This is a genomic window from Citrobacter sp. RHBSTW-01044, from assembly GCF_013781945.1.
Lineage (GTDB): Bacteria > Pseudomonadota > Gammaproteobacteria > Enterobacterales > Enterobacteriaceae > Citrobacter > Citrobacter braakii.
Window position 1 is genome coordinate 2,528,941 of the sequence record NZ_CP056180.1, and the last position, 16,404, is coordinate 2,545,344.

General features: G+C 46.6%; 14 protein-coding genes. 12 read left to right on the forward strand and 2 right to left on the reverse strand.

Annotation, left to right across the window (positions count from 1 at the left end; genetic code table 11):
* Positions 1-272: 272 nt before the first annotated feature.
* On the forward strand, positions 273-767 hold the full coding sequence (locus HV352_RS12220) for a molybdopterin-dependent oxidoreductase (protein ID WP_016152974.1): 495 nt from the start codon (positions 273-275) through the stop codon (positions 765-767).
* A 17-nt stretch (positions 768-784) separates the two neighbouring features.
* On the forward strand, positions 785-2,713 hold the full coding sequence (locus tag HV352_RS12225) for a bifunctional diguanylate cyclase/phosphodiesterase (RefSeq protein WP_181634771.1): 1,929 nt from the start codon (positions 785-787) through the stop codon (positions 2,711-2,713).
* A 153-nt stretch (positions 2,714-2,866) separates the two neighbouring features.
* Here the strand turns inward: HV352_RS12225 and HV352_RS12230 are convergent, their stop codons facing one another.
* Entirely contained in the window at positions 2,867-3,826 is a 960-nt protein-coding gene (locus HV352_RS12230; protein WP_103283850.1) for a DUF523 and DUF1722 domain-containing protein, read from the reverse strand.
* Positions 3,827-4,029: 203 nt separating this feature from the next.
* Here HV352_RS12230 and HV352_RS12235 point away from each other — a divergent pair, with 203 nt between their 5' ends.
* From HV352_RS12235 to HV352_RS12260, 6 genes are all read left to right on the forward strand, one after another.
* Positions 4,030-5,139 carry an AI-2E family transporter gene (locus HV352_RS12235; protein ID WP_053389371.1) on the forward strand — a complete coding sequence of 370 codons (1,110 nt, stop codon included), beginning with the start codon at positions 4,030-4,032 and terminating at the stop codon, positions 5,137-5,139.
* Between the two features lie 119 nt (positions 5,140-5,258).
* The gene (locus tag HV352_RS12240; RefSeq protein WP_047417683.1) at positions 5,259-7,043 is read left to right on the forward strand and encodes a diguanylate cyclase; all 1,785 of its coding nucleotides are present in this window, start codon (positions 5,259-5,261) and stop codon (positions 7,041-7,043) included.
* 218 nt (positions 7,044-7,261) lie between these two features.
* Entirely contained in the window at positions 7,262-8,266 is a 1,005-nt protein-coding gene (trpS, locus tag HV352_RS12245; protein ID WP_181634772.1) for a tryptophan--tRNA ligase, read from the forward strand.
* A 348-nt stretch (positions 8,267-8,614) separates the two neighbouring features.
* A complete protein-coding gene (locus HV352_RS12250) occupies positions 8,615-8,776 on the forward strand; it encodes a hypothetical protein (protein ID WP_016152967.1) in 162 nt (53 codons plus the stop codon).
* Positions 8,777-9,065: 289 nt separating this feature from the next.
* Entirely contained in the window at positions 9,066-9,809 is a 744-nt protein-coding gene (locus HV352_RS12255; RefSeq protein ID WP_181634773.1) for an SDR family oxidoreductase, read from the forward strand.
* 282 nt (positions 9,810-10,091) lie between these two features.
* Positions 10,092-10,655 carry a hypothetical protein gene (locus HV352_RS12260; protein WP_181635473.1) on the forward strand — a complete coding sequence of 188 codons (564 nt, stop codon included), beginning with the start codon at positions 10,092-10,094 and terminating at the stop codon, positions 10,653-10,655.
* Between the two features lie 376 nt (positions 10,656-11,031).
* Here the strand turns inward: HV352_RS12260 and HV352_RS12265 are convergent, their stop codons facing one another.
* Complete coding sequence (locus HV352_RS12265) at positions 11,032-11,904, reverse strand: LysR family transcriptional regulator (protein WP_016152964.1); 873 nt, start codon at positions 11,902-11,904, stop codon at positions 11,032-11,034.
* Positions 11,905-12,012: 108 nt separating this feature from the next.
* On the opposite strand from HV352_RS12265, the gene HV352_RS12270 reads away from it, so the two are divergent.
* From HV352_RS12270 to HV352_RS12280, 4 genes are read left to right on the forward strand one after another with little or no spacing between them, the layout of a single operon-like run.
* Complete coding sequence (locus HV352_RS12270) at positions 12,013-13,203, forward strand: MFS transporter (RefSeq protein WP_172860434.1); 1,191 nt, start codon at positions 12,013-12,015, stop codon at positions 13,201-13,203.
* Positions 13,200-13,511: an FAD/NAD(P)-binding protein gene (locus HV352_RS23795; protein ID WP_256434248.1), complete on the forward strand. Its 312-nt coding sequence runs from the start codon at positions 13,200-13,202 to the stop codon at positions 13,509-13,511. The genes HV352_RS12270 and HV352_RS23795 overlap by 4 nt, the downstream gene beginning before the upstream one ends.
* Complete coding sequence (locus HV352_RS12275) at positions 13,436-15,061, forward strand: FAD/NAD(P)-binding protein (RefSeq protein WP_256434315.1); 1,626 nt, start codon at positions 13,436-13,438, stop codon at positions 15,059-15,061. The genes HV352_RS23795 and HV352_RS12275 overlap by 76 nt, the downstream gene beginning before the upstream one ends.
* Positions 15,051-16,391 carry a hypothetical protein gene (locus tag HV352_RS12280; protein WP_181634774.1) on the forward strand — a complete coding sequence of 447 codons (1,341 nt, stop codon included), beginning with the start codon at positions 15,051-15,053 and terminating at the stop codon, positions 16,389-16,391. Before HV352_RS12275 ends, HV352_RS12280 begins: the two co-directional genes overlap by 11 nt.
* Positions 16,392-16,404 lie beyond the last annotated feature (13 nt).

Consider the following 16,404-nt stretch of genomic DNA (forward strand, 5'->3'; position numbering starts at 1 on the left):
GCACAAAAAAATAAACCTTTATGATCGTGTGATTTTTTAACAACCACAGAGTGGGTGTTTTTTGTACAGATACAACAAAAATCACCGTCCGTTAATAACAGACTTCGCCTGATTTAATAAATATTCATAACCATTAAGCATGGCAACTCATTGATTTAAATGAATTAAAATACAAATAACTTCACATCATCAATAATAGACAGGCGGAATATATAAATAGCGTGATATCTAAATTATAATTCTTTTACATCCGGCTGATTGGTGAGGTTAGAATGCGGTTAATAGTCATGTTGGTAAGCGTTGTGCTCTCCACCCAGCTTTGGGCGGGTGAACTTTCCAGGCCCACCGGTAAAGTTCTTTTAACGTTATCCGGTAATATTGAAAATACAAATGAAGACGGGAAAGCGGTTTTTGATACCGCCAGCCTTGAGAAGCTGGGCATGGTAAGTTTTCAGACCACCTCCCCCTGGTATAATGGACGTACGACCTTTACGGGTATTCCACTACAAAAACTCATGGATTATGTTGGAGCGAGCGGCTCCGTTGTAAAGGTTACTGCGCTTAATGACTACACCACCGTTATCCCTCTCAGTGATTTCAAAAAATACAATGCCATCCTTGCTTTAAAAATCAACGGAAAATATATGCGCATCCGTGATAAAGGCCCATTATTCATTGTGTACCCTTATGACAGCATGCCGGAACTAAATAATCAGATTTATTATTCAAGGTCTGCATGGCAGGTCAGTAGTATGGATATTGAGTAAGCGTTCAGAGGAACATCATGAACAGAATACTGGCTGGCATCATCTTTTTTCTTTTTATATCGACCGGATATATCTCTTTCCTCGTGCATGAACGGCAACAAGAGCTACAGAAACTGACTCACTACACCGATTCCTGGTCTGCTGCTCAGTTGGTATCACAATATTACCGATTTGAATCGTTGCTTGGTCTTTACACTATCGATGATACGATGAATCTTGATGATGTACGCATGCGTCTCGACATTATGCTCAGCCAGAGTGATTTGATAAAAGAAGGTGATTTGGGGCGCTACATAGAAAGCAACATTGCCCACCGTGAGCTAGCGGTAACACTTGAAAATACCCTTAGTTATCTGGATGATAATCTCGAGAAAATGAACCGTCCAGCACTCCAGGCGTATCTGAAAAAAATGCATACCCTGGATGCACAACTTGGCCGTCTTTCATCCGGCGCATTAAACAAAGATGTTAACTCGATTAATAACGCCAACCAAAACATTCAAACGCTGTACTATATTTACTCAACGACATCTGTACTGCTAATAATACTGAGTGCGATTCTGGGCGTACTCATTTTTTATCAAAACAGAAATATTCTGCGAGCGCACCTTCAGGTCAAGAGTCTTGCCGAAGAACTGCAGAAATCGAAGGAAAAGCTACAAATTCAGAATGCCAAACTGGAATATGACGTCTACCATGATTCCCTCACCGAGATGAATAACCGCCAGCTATTCTGGAGCGATTTAAATAAAACAATCGAAATGGCAGAGAAAAATAACGATGCTGTGACGGTGATGTTGTTTGATTTAGATCGATTCAAAGAGGTCAATGATACGTATGGTCATGATGCCGGTGATATGTTACTGCGCCAGATATCCGATCGTCTGATTTCGACAAGCCTTACGTCGGATACGTTGTATCGCTTAGGCGGGGATGAGTTTGCGTTTCTCTCAAGTGGTCTGACAGAAAGTCGGGCCGTTTCGCGAGCCCAGAAAATATGTGAGTTTATCAGCCAGCCCTACACCATTTACAACACAATTATCAACATAACCACCTGTGTTGGCATTGTTATCTCAGAAAATGAGCGTCGCTCTGACTATCTTTATAAATTTGCCGATCTGGCCCTTTATGAAGCCAAAAATGAAGGCTCTGGCAAAATAAAAGTCTTCCGGCAACGAATGTTAGAAAAATTGCAGGAAAGCAGAACGCTTGAGCATGATATGGCATTAGCAATAGTGAACAAAGAGTTCGTGGTTTATTACCAGCCTATTGTCGATTCTTTCAGTCAGAAAATATACAGCTATGAGGCGCTTATTCGTTGGGTCCATCCTCTCAAGGGCCTCCTGTCGCCGGATAGCTTTATTCCTGTTGCTGAAAAAACAGGGATGATTAATGAGATGGGGAAAGCGGTGCTCGAAATTGCCTGCAGGGAAGCCGCGGGTTGGGCGGTTCCGGCTAAAATTTCAGTCAATGTCTCCCCTGTCCAGCTAAGCAGCAAGGCCTTTGCAGGAATCGTGTTAACCATTCTGAAAGAAACTGGACTTCCACCTGACCGCCTCGAACTGGAAGTGACTGAATCCTCTCTCTTTACCGAGAGTGCTACGCCGATAAATACGCTTAATAAGCTCCGGGCCCTGGGGGTAAAAATCTCCATCGATGATTTTGGTACCGGATACTCTTCTCTTTCGCGCCTCAGCAGACTGGCCTTCGATAAAATCAAAATAGACAAGTCCTTTGTGCATTCGATATCTACGCAGGAAGACGCCCTGACTATCATCAAACTGATCACGGGCATGGCGAAATCTCTCAATATGAAAGCTGTTGCAGAAGGTGTTGAAACGCAGGAGCAACTGACAAGACTTCAGGCTCTGGGCTGCGATTTCGCGCAAGGATATCTGTTTGGCAAACCTCAGCCTTGTATCGATGAGGAAATCAGAAACGGTTAAATCGCGGTCGGCACATTTGCCCGTGGGTGCGGGCCGCATTTTCTCATCGATTACACACCGTGAAAATTATCCCTGCTTAAACGCATCAGAAAACGGCAGGGATAACCTTCCCGAACAACGGATATTTCTGCCCCAGATTTACTCGCCATCAGGCTAATTAATCATTAACCGTAGGGCTAAATCCTTCGGATAAGGATCAAAATAGTTCTGGGTAAGTAAATAGCTGTCTGGGTATTCAGCAAGGTAGTGCTTGAGCAGAGTCAGTGGCGCCAATATTGGCAGCAGTCCGCCGCTATAGTTGAGGATAACGTCACGCAACTCTCCGCGCTGGCGGGTGTTCAACCGATCGCGGAAGTAGCCCTGAATATGCATCAGTACGTTGGTATGATTTTTCCGTGAGGCGGGCGTTTTGAGGATCGCCATTAGCTTTTCGCGATATACCACGAAAAAAGCATCCAAATCATCCCACTGATGGAGCGAGGCCACGAAAGGGCCAATATCCCGGTAACCCGCCTGGTGATGAGCCAAAAGCTGGAGCTTATAGCGACTGTGGAAGTTGAGTAAACCGTGGCGAGTAAGACCAGAGGCTCGCAGCATATTAAGCTCATGTAACGCAAACACTCGCTCAACAAAATTCTCCCTCAGCACCGGATCGTGCAAGCGGCCATCTTCTTCGACCGGCAACCATGGGTAGGTTTCCATTAAGGTGCCGGTAAACAGACCGGTTCCCTCTTTTCGCCCACGATTTCCCTTTTCGTCATACAGCCTCACTCTCTCCATTCCGCAGCTCGGTGATTTAGCACAGACGATAAAACCCGACAGACCGCCAAGCCCATTGATATATGAAGCGGTGAAATCGGACATTTTATCGGTTACATCCTCACCAGGCGCATGGCTAAAACACATGCGGATATTCCCCTGGGCGGTTTGAACCAAACGCAACGCGGGGCGTGGTACAGGCAAACCGATGGACATCTCCGGACAGACAGGTTTAAAAGTCACCCACTGAGCCAGCTCGTCCATCACAAACCCCATCCGTTTATGCCCGCCGTCGAATCGCACGGCTGAGCCGGTTAAACATCCACTAATCCCGATGACAGGTTGAGTGTTCATAACGCCCCCTCTTTTTTTGACGCCCTTTTTCGGGAAGAAAAGTATGACTGTTTCACTAATAAATCATAGCGTACGTTATTTATCTGTCGCAGGCTCCCTACGAAAAACAGGTTAACCAATTTAAGTAAATATGCGCAGCGAAAGTTGGTAATTCCCCTGAACGGTTCTATAGTCGGGACTGCTTCTCATTACAGGGTTCACTAATGCGATTTAACGGACTGACTAAAGGTTTCTTCATTTTCATACTTGCCCTCGTGACCTGGGCGTTCTTCGATGTGTTGTCTCCCTATTTCTCTGCCATTTTGTGGGCCGCAATCTTAACTACCATCTTTAACCCGGTGAAAAACAGACTGCGCAGCGCGCTTGGCGAACGTAACGGGCTGGCGTCACTGCTCACCATCGGCATCATCTGTCTGATTGTTTTTATCCCACTGATGGTGATCTTCTCCTCGTTGGCTATTGAGCTGAACGTGGTGTATGCCAAATTACAACAAAACGACACTCAGTTCCCGGAAGTGGTCACCGCCATTATTTCGTATCTTCCTGACTGGGCCAGAGGATTCCTCGCAGAACATAATCTGGATAACGTCGCGCAGATCCAGAAAAAACTGTCCGACGTTGTACTGCAGGGTGGACAGTACCTCGCCGGCAGCGCGTTCCTGATTGGTAAGGGGACATTCGGCTTTGCTATTAGCTTTGGCATCATGCTGTATCTGCTGTTTTTCTTACTGAAGGACGGGCCGTTCCTGGTGCGCCAGATTCTGGACTCATTACCGCTTTCTGATTTTGCCAAACAGCACCTGTTTGCCAAATTCGTCGGCGTGACGCGGGCAACGGTCAAGGGCACGGCGGTCGTGGCGTTGGTTCAGGGTATTCTTGGCGGCATCGCGTTTGCAATTGTCGACATCGACGGCAGCGTCCTGTGGGGCGCGCTGATGGCGTTTCTCTCCCTCGTGCCCGCGGTCGGCTCAGCGATCGTCTGGGTACCTGCGGCAATATTCCTCTTCGCCACGCACCAGCTGTGGCAAGGGCTGTTTATCGTTGGCTTCTTCGTGATTATCGTCGGGCTGGTGGACAATATCCTGCGCCCGCTGCTGGTGGGTAAAGACACCAAAATGCCGGATTATCTGATTCTGATTTCCACTCTCGGCGGAATGGAGATCTACGGCATTAACGGCTTTGTGATTGGCCCCCTGATTGCCGCACTGTTCATTACCTGCTGGAACCTGTTTTCCGGGCGCGATCATGAAGGTAACGTGGAAGGAATCGACGAAGCCTTTATGGAAGAAGGAAAAAATCCTCCAGATTTATGATGGCAGGACGATAACAGAAGGCGGTCCTGAGACCGCCTTTTTTATTTTCACGCAAAATCATACGTTTCCTATAATTTCAATCATGCTTATTCATTAATCGTCGCAGAAGGAACTAATCAGTGCGAATTGCCACAATCACCAACTGGGCCTACAGCGCGACGGTGTGTCTGACCATTGCCTCCGGCGTTGTCATGTTGATGGCCTCCAGCGCCGATAACACCGAACGCCAGGTGGTGGAGCAACGTTATCAATTCGATCAACTGACCGAAGAAGTCGAGCTCGATGCCTGGTCGCTGTCAGATCTGGCACGCGAATATGTTATTGCAAAAGACCCGGAAGCGCTTAACGCCTACCGCCAGAAAGAAGCGTCGCTGAAAGCCGTTGAACAGCGGCTGTCGAAACTAAAAGATATTGGGGCGACGGATGAAGAGCTGGCGCTATTGCATGAAGGGCTGCAGATTGTTGATGCCCTGCAGGATGAGCAAGCTGCGGCGCTTGCCAGCGTCGCGCGCGGAGAAGAGTCGCAGGCCATCGCCCTGCTGTATGGCAAATCCTATGAACAGGAACTGGAGCGAGCCCAGGACCGGATAGATCATTTCCGTCAGTTACTCGACAGCCGCGTACGCAACACCATTGAAGATGCCACTCAGACATCGCGCACGCTACGTACGGCTTCGGAAGTGATGGTCGGGCTGACGGCGCTGCTATTTTTGTTCGTTCTCGGCTTTATTTTAAAACGCCGCGTACTGCGTCCCGTGGTGCGTTTGAGCGATGTGGTTAACCGTCTGGCATCGCAGGATTACGCCGTTGAGACACCCAGCTTTAATCAGATCGACGAAATCGGCGATATGGCACAGGCGATCCGCATTTTTCGCGAGAACGGCCTGGCACGTCAGCGACTGGAGAAAGAACGAGACGCCGACTGGGCAATCCGCGAGCTGCTCGCACGTATGACTCAACGTTTGCAAGGCTGCGAGAATTTTGCCGATGTCATTAATGTGGCAGAGCTGTTTGCGCCGAATGTTGCTCCCGGTATTGCCGGGCGGCTTTACATACTGGATCGAGAGCCCTGGCAAATGCGCTGCGTTGCGCAATGGCTTTCACCGCAGGGCAAAGCGGATGCTTTCCACCCGGACGAATGCTGGGCAGTGCGCCGCGGTCAGAGCCATCCTCCCGTGCAAGGCGAACCTGATATCGCCTGCTACCATCTACCGGAATCATGCCAGCAGCATACCCTGTGCGTGCCACTGATTGCCCAGGGTGAAGCCATCGGCCTGCTCTCATTCCAGAACCTCAGCAATGATTCCGCTCCCTCTCGCGCGTATCTGGAACTGATGGCGGAAGCACTCGGTCTGGCGTTAGCCAACCAGCGCCTGCGTGATGCGCTGCTGGAGAAAGCGCTCTACGACCCGCTAACCGGCCTGCGCAACCGTCACCATCTGGAAGATACGCTGCGTACCCAGATGAGCCAGGCAGTGCGTAACAAAGAGCCGATCAGTTGCCTGATGATCGATATCGATCATTTCAAAAATATTAACGACCGCTTTGGCCATGAGGCGGGCGATAGCGTGATAAAAAGTATCGCCACCACTATTCAGCGCGTTGTCCATGACAGCGGCATGGCCTTCCGCTACGGCGGTGAAGAGTTTCTGGTGTTGCTGGCCAATACGGATGAGCAGGCTGCCAACCGCTTTGCGACAGATATTTATAATGGTGTACGCGAACTGTCGCTGCGCTTTGGACTCTCAGAGATTGGTCACGTTGATGTCTCTATCGGCGTTGCCAGCTATCCGCAGCACGCCCAGAGCGACAATCTTCTGCGCGCCGCAGACGTGGCGCTGTATCGCGCGAAAGAGTTAGGGCGTTCGCGCATCGTGAGCTTTGGCATGCTGGAAGCGAGCTAAGATACGTCAGTACGCCTCGCATTGCTTTACCTCTGCGCCAGGCGGTGATATGTTGATTGGATGAACACAAAACACGATATCACCGCGTTTAATCACAACCTGTGGTGGCTGCCTTCTTAAAGGCGGTCAGAATGTGTTTTCCCCATTTTAAATAACCGCCGAAAGGCGGTTATTTGCATTTTAAGACCCCTTTCGGTTTTTTGATTAAGGAGTCTTACATGAACAACAAAACTATCATCCTCACTGGCGATCGTCCCACTGGCCCGCTGCATCTCGGCCACTATGTTGGCTCTCTGCGCCAGCGCGCCACGCTGCAACATGATTATCAGCAGTTTATATTGGTTGCTGACCTGCAAGGGCTAACCGATAACGGCAGCACACCACAAAAGATCCGCAACAATATTCCCGAAGTGCTGGCTGATTACCTCGCCGCAGGAATCGACCCGTCACTCACCACCATTTGTCTGCAGTCGGCCCTGCCCGCCCTCGCTGAGCTGACCGCGCTTTATATGAACATTGTTACCGTGGCTCGCGTGGAGCGAAATCCTACGGTCAAAAACGAAATTGCGCAGAAAGGATTTGCCCGCTCGTTACCGGTTGGCTTTCTGGTTTATCCCATCAGCCAGGCGGCAGATATTACCGCCTTCAAAGCCGAGGTGGTTCCCGTCGGCGACGATCAGTTGCCCATGATCGAACAGACCAATGAGATCGTGCATAAGATGAATAGTCTGTTACCGACCTCTGTCTTGTCGCATTGTAAAGCGCTACTGAGTGAGACCAGCCGTCTTCCAGGGATCGACGGTAATGCCAAAATGTCAAAATCGCTCGGCAACACACTACTCCTGTCTGCCAGCGAAGAGGCTATTCATCATGCGATCAGCGCAATGTACACCGATCCCAATCATCTAAAAGTGTCCGATCCGGGGCAGATTGACGGCAATATGGTATTTACTTACCTCGATGCTTTTCATCCGGATAAAGCAAAAGTGGCGGAGATGAAAGCACATTATCAGCGCGGCGGGCTGGGTGACCGGACATGCAAAAACGAGCTGGAGATGTGCTTGCAGGGGCTTATCGCCCCGATGCGCGAGCGGCGGGCAACCTACATCCAGGATAAAGGTATGCTGATGGCGATGCTCAAAAAAGGAAGCGAAGAGGCGCACGAGGTCACGCAGCAGACATTAAAAGAAGTAAAGCAAGGGCTGGGTTTGCCGGTGTTCTGAACTCAAAGCACTACAGGTTCGATAATTAAAGATAGCTCCCGACGAATGACAATCGCCGGGAGTGGCGCAGCTATGCTTTGACGCGTAAAGATAACCTCTGTCACAGAGGCTAATTAATTCGCTGTTTAATAATCCGCGCAATACGATATGTCGTTTTTTATGCAGTGCTATTTCTACCCGGCCCTTCAATTATTTCAGCTAATCATTATGAATTACCCATTACATGTACGGGTTCGAGATTCTCACCTTGCCTGAGATATGATTATTTGTTAAATTAACCGCATTAGCGTTAAATACATTGAGCATTACACAGACGCTATTTATACAATAATGAATGATGGAGTTAAAATGAAGTATGCGTTTGCATTAATGTTGAGTATGGTATTATCAGGTTGTACCGCAAATGATTGGGTGGATGCTGCAAGTGGGATAATGCAGGCAAAAGACCAACACGATAAAGACGCAAGAAACAATCGCATCAAAGAAGCCAACAGGGCTGCAGGCTACTGATATCTAAATGATTAGCACATCCCTCTTCTTGTCTTTATAAACAGAAGAGGAATGGTATTCTAAACAAATTTACTGACTAAATAGCACAATTAAAATTGGTGTATAGCGCATACATATCCTTGCAGAGAATATAATAATCTAACGCTCAGTCCGCTCCGCGCCAAATACTGGCTTTGCAAGTCCCCTATCCCTATTCCTCATGTAAAAATGGCACTAATTGAAAGATGCCAATCCACTTCCTCATGTATATCTATATCCACACATAGTCATAAAGAAAGGATGGATGAAGATGCTAAGAGGTAAAAGAGCTGTAATTACGGGTGGAGGCGGAGGATTTGGTCAGGCGCTGTGCGTGTGGCTGGCGCGAGAAGGCGTCGAGGTGGATTTTTGCGCGCGGCGTGCTGAGGATATTCAAAAAACTTGCAGTATCATCGCGGCTGAAGGCGGGATTGCAAAAGGATATATCTGTGATTTAACCCAGCCTGAATCCCTTTCGCAATTTTCTTCACAGTTGTTAACTTCAGACAAGCCCATCGACATTTTAATCCTCAATGCCGCCCAGTGGCTGTCAGGAACGTTAGACGATCAACCAGACGCAGAAATTATCAATACCGTCAGTTCAGGCCTGACAGGTGCGATTTTATTGACTCATGCATTGTTGCCTGGGTTAAGACGTTCAGAAAGCGCGGATGTCGTCTCAATAATATCTTCATGTGGGATTCCGAATTTTACGGATTCAATTGCGCATCCCGCTTTTTTTGCCAGCAAACACGGGCTTAGCGGATTCACAACTAAACTGTCACACCAGTTGTCCGAAGAAAATATACGTGTGACCGGGTTGTATCCACCGGATTTCGAACTTACAGGGTTAGATACGTTTGTTGATAGTCAATCCAGAATGGGGGAACGTTTATTAAATGGACGCTCAGTCTGGGAAACAATTCGTTTTGTGCTCGCTCAACCGCGTAGTTGCCATATAGGTAGTATCTACTTTCAAGGTCCGACTCGCGAGAAACTGAGTTCCAGGGGCTGAATTTGATGACGTTGAACAACGTGCTCAACGTCCGCTCTTGACATAGCAGCTCTTGAGGGGCGCCAGCCAGACTGCTCCGTGCCAGAGGCGGACTTCTCACACTTCGGCTTATGTGGTCAAAATCTGTATGTCACTACACTTTATAGTATTTATATCAATAGTTAAGATAAAATTAAGGTTAACTGGTATTTCATTCGAATACGTAGCCCCACCCGTTAAATGAATGATGGCCTTAGACAGGAGCATTGCCAAGGTTCATGTAAACGATACACGAAAGAGAACATCAGATGCCATATATACTCACTCAATGACCTGCTCGGACTGCTTATTTTTTCAAGAAAATATCACTTTCTCCACGATAATCTGGACTGCCTGATCATTGCATGGGCTGAAGATAAAATTACCGAAGGAAATGATTCGGTGACTCTCTTAATTCTCGCTTCACTGGGTCTTGATAATCAACCTGAACGGAATGAGGTTGAATTATATCTGTCACGATACATGATAGAGCAGCGGATTATACTGCCACCGCTAAAAACAGCAGCATTGGTCTGGATAAAGCTATTTATGAGTCAACTTTCCCAGTGCACATCCATTCATGATGCAGAACAAAAAATGTATTTTCTGGTGTGTCATTGGTTTGAGCCTGACGTAAAGATTTTCGAGGCAGTGGTCGATATGCTGAAATCACTTTACTGGCGTCTCTTTGATGAATGGAAAGGGCCAGGTACAAGCAAAGCTGTAAGGATGGTGGAGTCAGAATTCTTTGATCTGATTAATCGTGCGATGCTGCCCTATTCCCATAAAATTGAGAATCCAGATTGGCAGAATCTGCTTGTTCGGTAATTTTTACCTGCATCCTGAAAGATGTCTTTCATGTGTGAAAAACTCCATCCAATTTGAATTCCTTTTCGCATTTAACTTAAGCATATTCTGCCAAAACCTCATCGTTCCCCCTTTGAACCTGGAAACAAAGTTAAGCAGACTGAATAGCCGCTTTGTGGCAATGGCAGACTGGCAACGAACGAATCAGAGAGCAGATGCCGTTCTTACTACAAAACAGTGGTCAAATTTCTTGACCAATCCCAGGAAAGAAATCTTCAGCAACTCTATTAAATTGCATTAGTCAATCCTGAAACTGAAAGCCTGCATCGATAATAGATCCATATGGAGTATTTACCAGCCCAAAAGCCCTAACGGCACAATATGGTTGTGGAATACCTCAGTGGGATGAAACAAAGGAAACAAAGCAATTCAATACCCGGCTAACCTCACGATTTTTAAGCCATATCATCATAGTATTGACATTACCAATGTGAGGAGTAATAGAGTGGCACCGTATGGGGAAGCTCGTTTCATACTGTTTGACGACGCTCTCAGGCAATAATGCAATGCCCATTCCGGCACTTACGCAACCAAGTATTGCCTGAAAAGAACCAAACTCCAGCGGGTCGTCATAATCGACATTTTGTAGCCGTAACCATTGCCCAAGCCGGGAACGATAATTACATCCTTTCACAAAGACGAGCGGCCTTGTCACCTCCAGATCGGCTCCCGTCACGACATCACCATGTTCTGCGGCCGTAACCAGAACCAGGGTTTCCTGACACAGCACCTGCGTTTGTAGCCTTGAATTGTCTACGTGCAACGCCTTGTGGTCAGCGACGAAGGCAATTTCAAGTTCACTATTCTGGATCTGACGAACTAACACATCTGTCGGTGACGTTTTTAAGTTTAATTCTACGGAGGGCATTTCACGGTGGAAGTTTGCCAGCAAAGCAGGAAGTCGGACGGCGGCAGTGGTTTCCATTGCGCCAATGCGCAGAGGGCCAGCCGCTTTCGTTCCCTGCATAGACAACTCGGCTTCGTCTAAAAGCGCGAGGATTTTGTTAGCGTAACGCAGAAGCAGTTCACCTTCAGGGGTGATGTGAAGACGATTCTTCTCGCGAACAAACAACGAAACATCCAGGCTGGACTCCAGTTGCTTGAGCCGCGTCGTGACGTTTGAAGAAACGCAGTGCAGATTACGGGCTGCTGCGGTGATAGAGCCGGTTTCCGCGACGGTTTTAAACAAATTTAATGAGGTACTGTTCATCGTGTCTGTCACTCAAAGTGAAGGTTTTCGTCATTTTTATTAACTTTTTATTAGCATTTCTTTATGTAACATAACAATCAAATCTGATTGACATATTGAGCCTGAAAAATGGATCTTGATCACAATGTTATTGGCCATCGCCAGTTGAGCACGGCTGTCTTCGGTATGATTGTTTTAACGCTGGGGATGGGAATTGGTCGGTTTTTATATACTCCGATGCTGCCGGTCATGTTGCATGAAGGCATTTTTAATTTTTCGCAATTATCGTTAATCGCAAGCGCGAATTACGCCGGATACCTGGTTGGCAGCCTCCTGTTCTCGTTTGGTATTTTTGGTGGCCTGAAGAATATCAAAACGATGTTAATTTGTGCTGCATTAGTCACCGGCCTGCTTATTTTTGCGATGGCAGTAGTCACGCACCCTGATATAGTAATTGTTATTCGATTTATCGCCGGTGTTGCCAGCGCAGGCATGATGATATTCGGGTCGATGCTTATGCTACAGCATACCCATAATCCGTTTGTCATTGCTTCTTTGTTTGCCGGCGTCGGGGTGGGTATTTTTATAGGCAATGAATATGTTATAGCCGGTATCGCATATGCATTAAATTCAAAGCTACTATGGATCGGCGCGTCAATCATTTCAGCTGTACTCTTCATCGCGCTGATTATCTTGCTGCCTGCAAATAAACACGTTCTACCTCCTCAGAAAAAAGCTTCGTCATCCGAGCCGAACATCCAGTGGTGGAATTTAGCATTGTTATATGGACTGGCAGGCTTCGGTTATATCATTGTAGCTACTTATCTCCCTTTAATAGCCCGGGGAGTGGGTAATGAATTTCTGGCCAACCATATCTGGTCTATTGTTGGCCTTGCCGTTATCCCAGGATGCTATGGTTGGTTATGGGCTGCACGCAAGTGGAGCATATTGTCCTGCCTGAGTGTTAACTTAATTGTGCAGGCGAGCTGCGTTGTGATGGCCTCGTTTATCCATTCCCCGCTTTTATTGACCTTGAGTTGTATTGGCTTTGGTGCAACTTTCATGGGAACCAGTTCTCTCGTTATGCCACTCGCGAAAAAGATTTCTGCACCACAGAAAATTAATCTTCTGGGTCTGGTGACGTTAACATATGGCATTGGGCAAATTGCCGGGCCATTAATCGTGAGTGCGTTTCAGAACAATAAAAACGGGATGACTATTTCAATATTATCTGGCGCTTGTGCGTTATTTATCGCAGCAGGGATTAGCTATGTTCAACACAGCAAAGTTAAATACTCTCAAAGTTGGAGCAAAGAATGAAAAAGACAACCGTTGCTATTATAGGAATGGGGCCTCGGGGGCTTAGTATTCTGGAAAGAATTTGTGCTCAGCATGCACAACGTAAACAGAATGAACATATTAATATTGTTATCGTTGATAAAAATGCGATGGGTGTAGGTGCGCACAGTTTATCGCAGCCCGACCATTTATTGGTTAACACCGTTGCTTGCCAGATAACATTATTTGGTGATGCGACGGTAAAAAATGCCGGATCTTTCCGTTCAGGCCATGTTTTCATCAGTGGGCTAATGAGCAGGGCTATAAAAATGTTGATGGCCGTTATTTAAAAGACGTGGCTGGCAAACCAATTGACGCCAACGATTATTTACCTCGTCGATTATTAGGTGAATACTTAAATTGGTTTTATCACGAAATTATCAAAAGTTTGCCTGACAATATCTCGGTTACACAGATAAATCAGCAGGCCAACAACATTCTGATTCAGGACGATGCGAAGTCTATTATTGTCTTGGAAGACAGTCAGCGTGTGGTGGCCGATTACGTCTATTTAACCACTGGTCACAGCGACAACGCCAAAACGTTTGACGATCATCTTGTTGAACGATTTATTGCCAATAATTATAAGAAAAATGAACGCCTGGACTACTATCCGACTCCTTATCCAATAAATAATTTGAATAAAATAACAGCGGAATCAAATGTGATTGTTCAGGGTATTGGTCTGACTGCCTATGATGTCATTTCGCAACTCACTATCGGCAGGGATGGAAAATTTAGCCGGAAAGAGGGTGAGCTTCGCTATCATCCTTCCGGAAAAGAACCGGGTATTTTTATCTATTCACGTAAGGCTCTACCTTTTAGCAGTCGCGGCGCGAATCAAAAAGGCGTTTCTGGGCAGTACTCCCCACGCTTCTTAACGGCAATGGCTATCAGAGAATTGCGGGTGAAAAATGTGTTTGAGAAAGGATCTTCAAAAATCGATTTTCTTGAACAAGTTTTCCCCTTACTGCATAAAGAAATGTGTTATGCCTATCGTTCAACCCTAAATGGGCAGTGGTTAGATGCTGGCTCTTATGAACCGAGCGCTGAAGACATCGCGGTAATTGACAGTGTGCTTTATCCACATCAATCGCAGGAACATCTGAGTTTAAAGGATTATACTCAATGGTTTATGTATTTCCTGCGTAAAGATCTCCAGGAGTCTGAGGAGGGCAATGTCCATGGCCCGATCAAAGCGGCGACAGACATTATTCGTGATGTCAGGGATATTTTACGAGAAGCGATTGATAATTCAGGGCTTGAATCGCGGTCACATCAGTATTTCCTTGAGCATTTTAATCCTATTTTTAACCGCATTGCCGTTGGCCCGCCGAAGTTAAGAAATGAACAACTATTAGCATTAATGGAAGCGAATGTGGTGAGTCTGGCCGGTGGTAAAGATTCAAGGTTAGTATTGAACGACTGCGAAGGAAAATTCGAAGTTCACTCACCTTTTAAAGAAGAGAGTACTGAGATTCAGGCTGATGTTTTAATCAAGGCGAAAATTGCCAGTTTTTCGCCACTACATGACGCTTCACCGTTAATCAGAAATATGACAGCCAATGGTATTGTTCGTCCATTTATGAATGAGGGGTATCACCCGGGTGGGCTGGATATCGATCAATGCCAGCATCCTATTAATCGCATGGGGGAAGCGCAGACGGCTTTTTGGGTGCTGGGCAATCCTGCGGAAGGCGCGAATTTTTACACCTACGTCCTGCCACGTCCGCTGGTTAATTCAAGATTCCTGGTTGATGCAGGCCGTTGTGTCGCAGATATGTATCATCAAATGATGGTGCGGCAGGCTCAGCCAGAGGTAGCGATAAATGCAGACTGAGCAAATCCAGGCCCGTGGCAAGGCGTGGCAATCATTGCAACCTGCGTTAGCGATAACATCATTGCTGGTATTTCTGTTCGCTTGTGCGTTGACGGATAAACATGCGGCGATGTCGGCTATTGCGGGAGTTACCGCCGTACTCTACTTCGCATCGACATTTGCTTTCTGGTCAAAAAAATCATCCGCCAGAAGTGGTGTGATTATTTTTCTCTGCTCGATGATGTTTCTTCTTGCTACAAACAACCTGAAAGGCATTGTGCTCCCTGCAATTTTTTCGCGATATTTTGATGTGATTTTACTGCTTGTTGGTATTGCCTTATTACGACAAGTCATGGCCTCTCTTAATTTTACAGCTGTTCTGGGAGGATATTTTTCGCGTAGAAAAACATCGAACATGACTTTTGGGGTTACGTTATTGACGGCGTTCTTAACATGGCCAATGAGTCTGGGGGCAATATCATTGCTGCTCGATGGCCTCAAGTCAGTTATTGGGCCAAGATTCAACCTGGCAAAGATTATTACGCGCACCGTATGCATTACGATGGTACTGATGCCAACCACCATCGGCGCTGCTGCCGTTTGGGCGGCAATGCCTGACGTACCGCGTCTTAAGGCGATGCTGGTGGGTATCCCTCTCTTTTTATTCAGTATCTTGTTCAACCAAAGCGCAAAAGTGACGGTAATCGCTGAAAACGAGACGGTGACACCCAGCCGTGATGGGATGCGGTATATCCTGCTATGTGTAGGTCTGTTCTGGGGAGTATTCATTTTTTCATTAACGGTACTGAATCTTAATTCACTGCAAAGTATTGCCTTTACAGCAGTCGTGCTCTTTGTTGTCGATCATCTGGTTAAAAAGGATAAACCCTGGGCTGAGCAATTAACTGAATCAGCACAGAATATATCCGGTGAGGTATTGTTGCTTTTAAGCTGTAGTGTGTTGACCTCAGTTTGTTGGCTGCTTTTTTCCCATGTACCTGAGGGTATCACTGCTTATGTTGGCGGGCTGACAACGTTGCAGATCTACGCGATTATTTTGTTCATCGTACCGCTTTTTGGTTTATTAGGTATCCATCCACTGATTATCTTTAGTATCGCATGGTCGATATTTTCTGATTATCTTACGGGGGGGATGGTTGATTATCAGATATGGATTTGCTTATTTATTGCAACTCAGCTTATTTCTCCCGTATCGATCAATGCTATTTTCGCCGCAAACAGTCTGAATGTATCACCCAGTAACACCAGTTTTAAAATGCACTACGGTTATGTTCTATCGTTTAATCTCTTTGCACTTGTTTATCTTGGTGCAATGTCAAAAATTATCTAATAAAAGGAGTTCA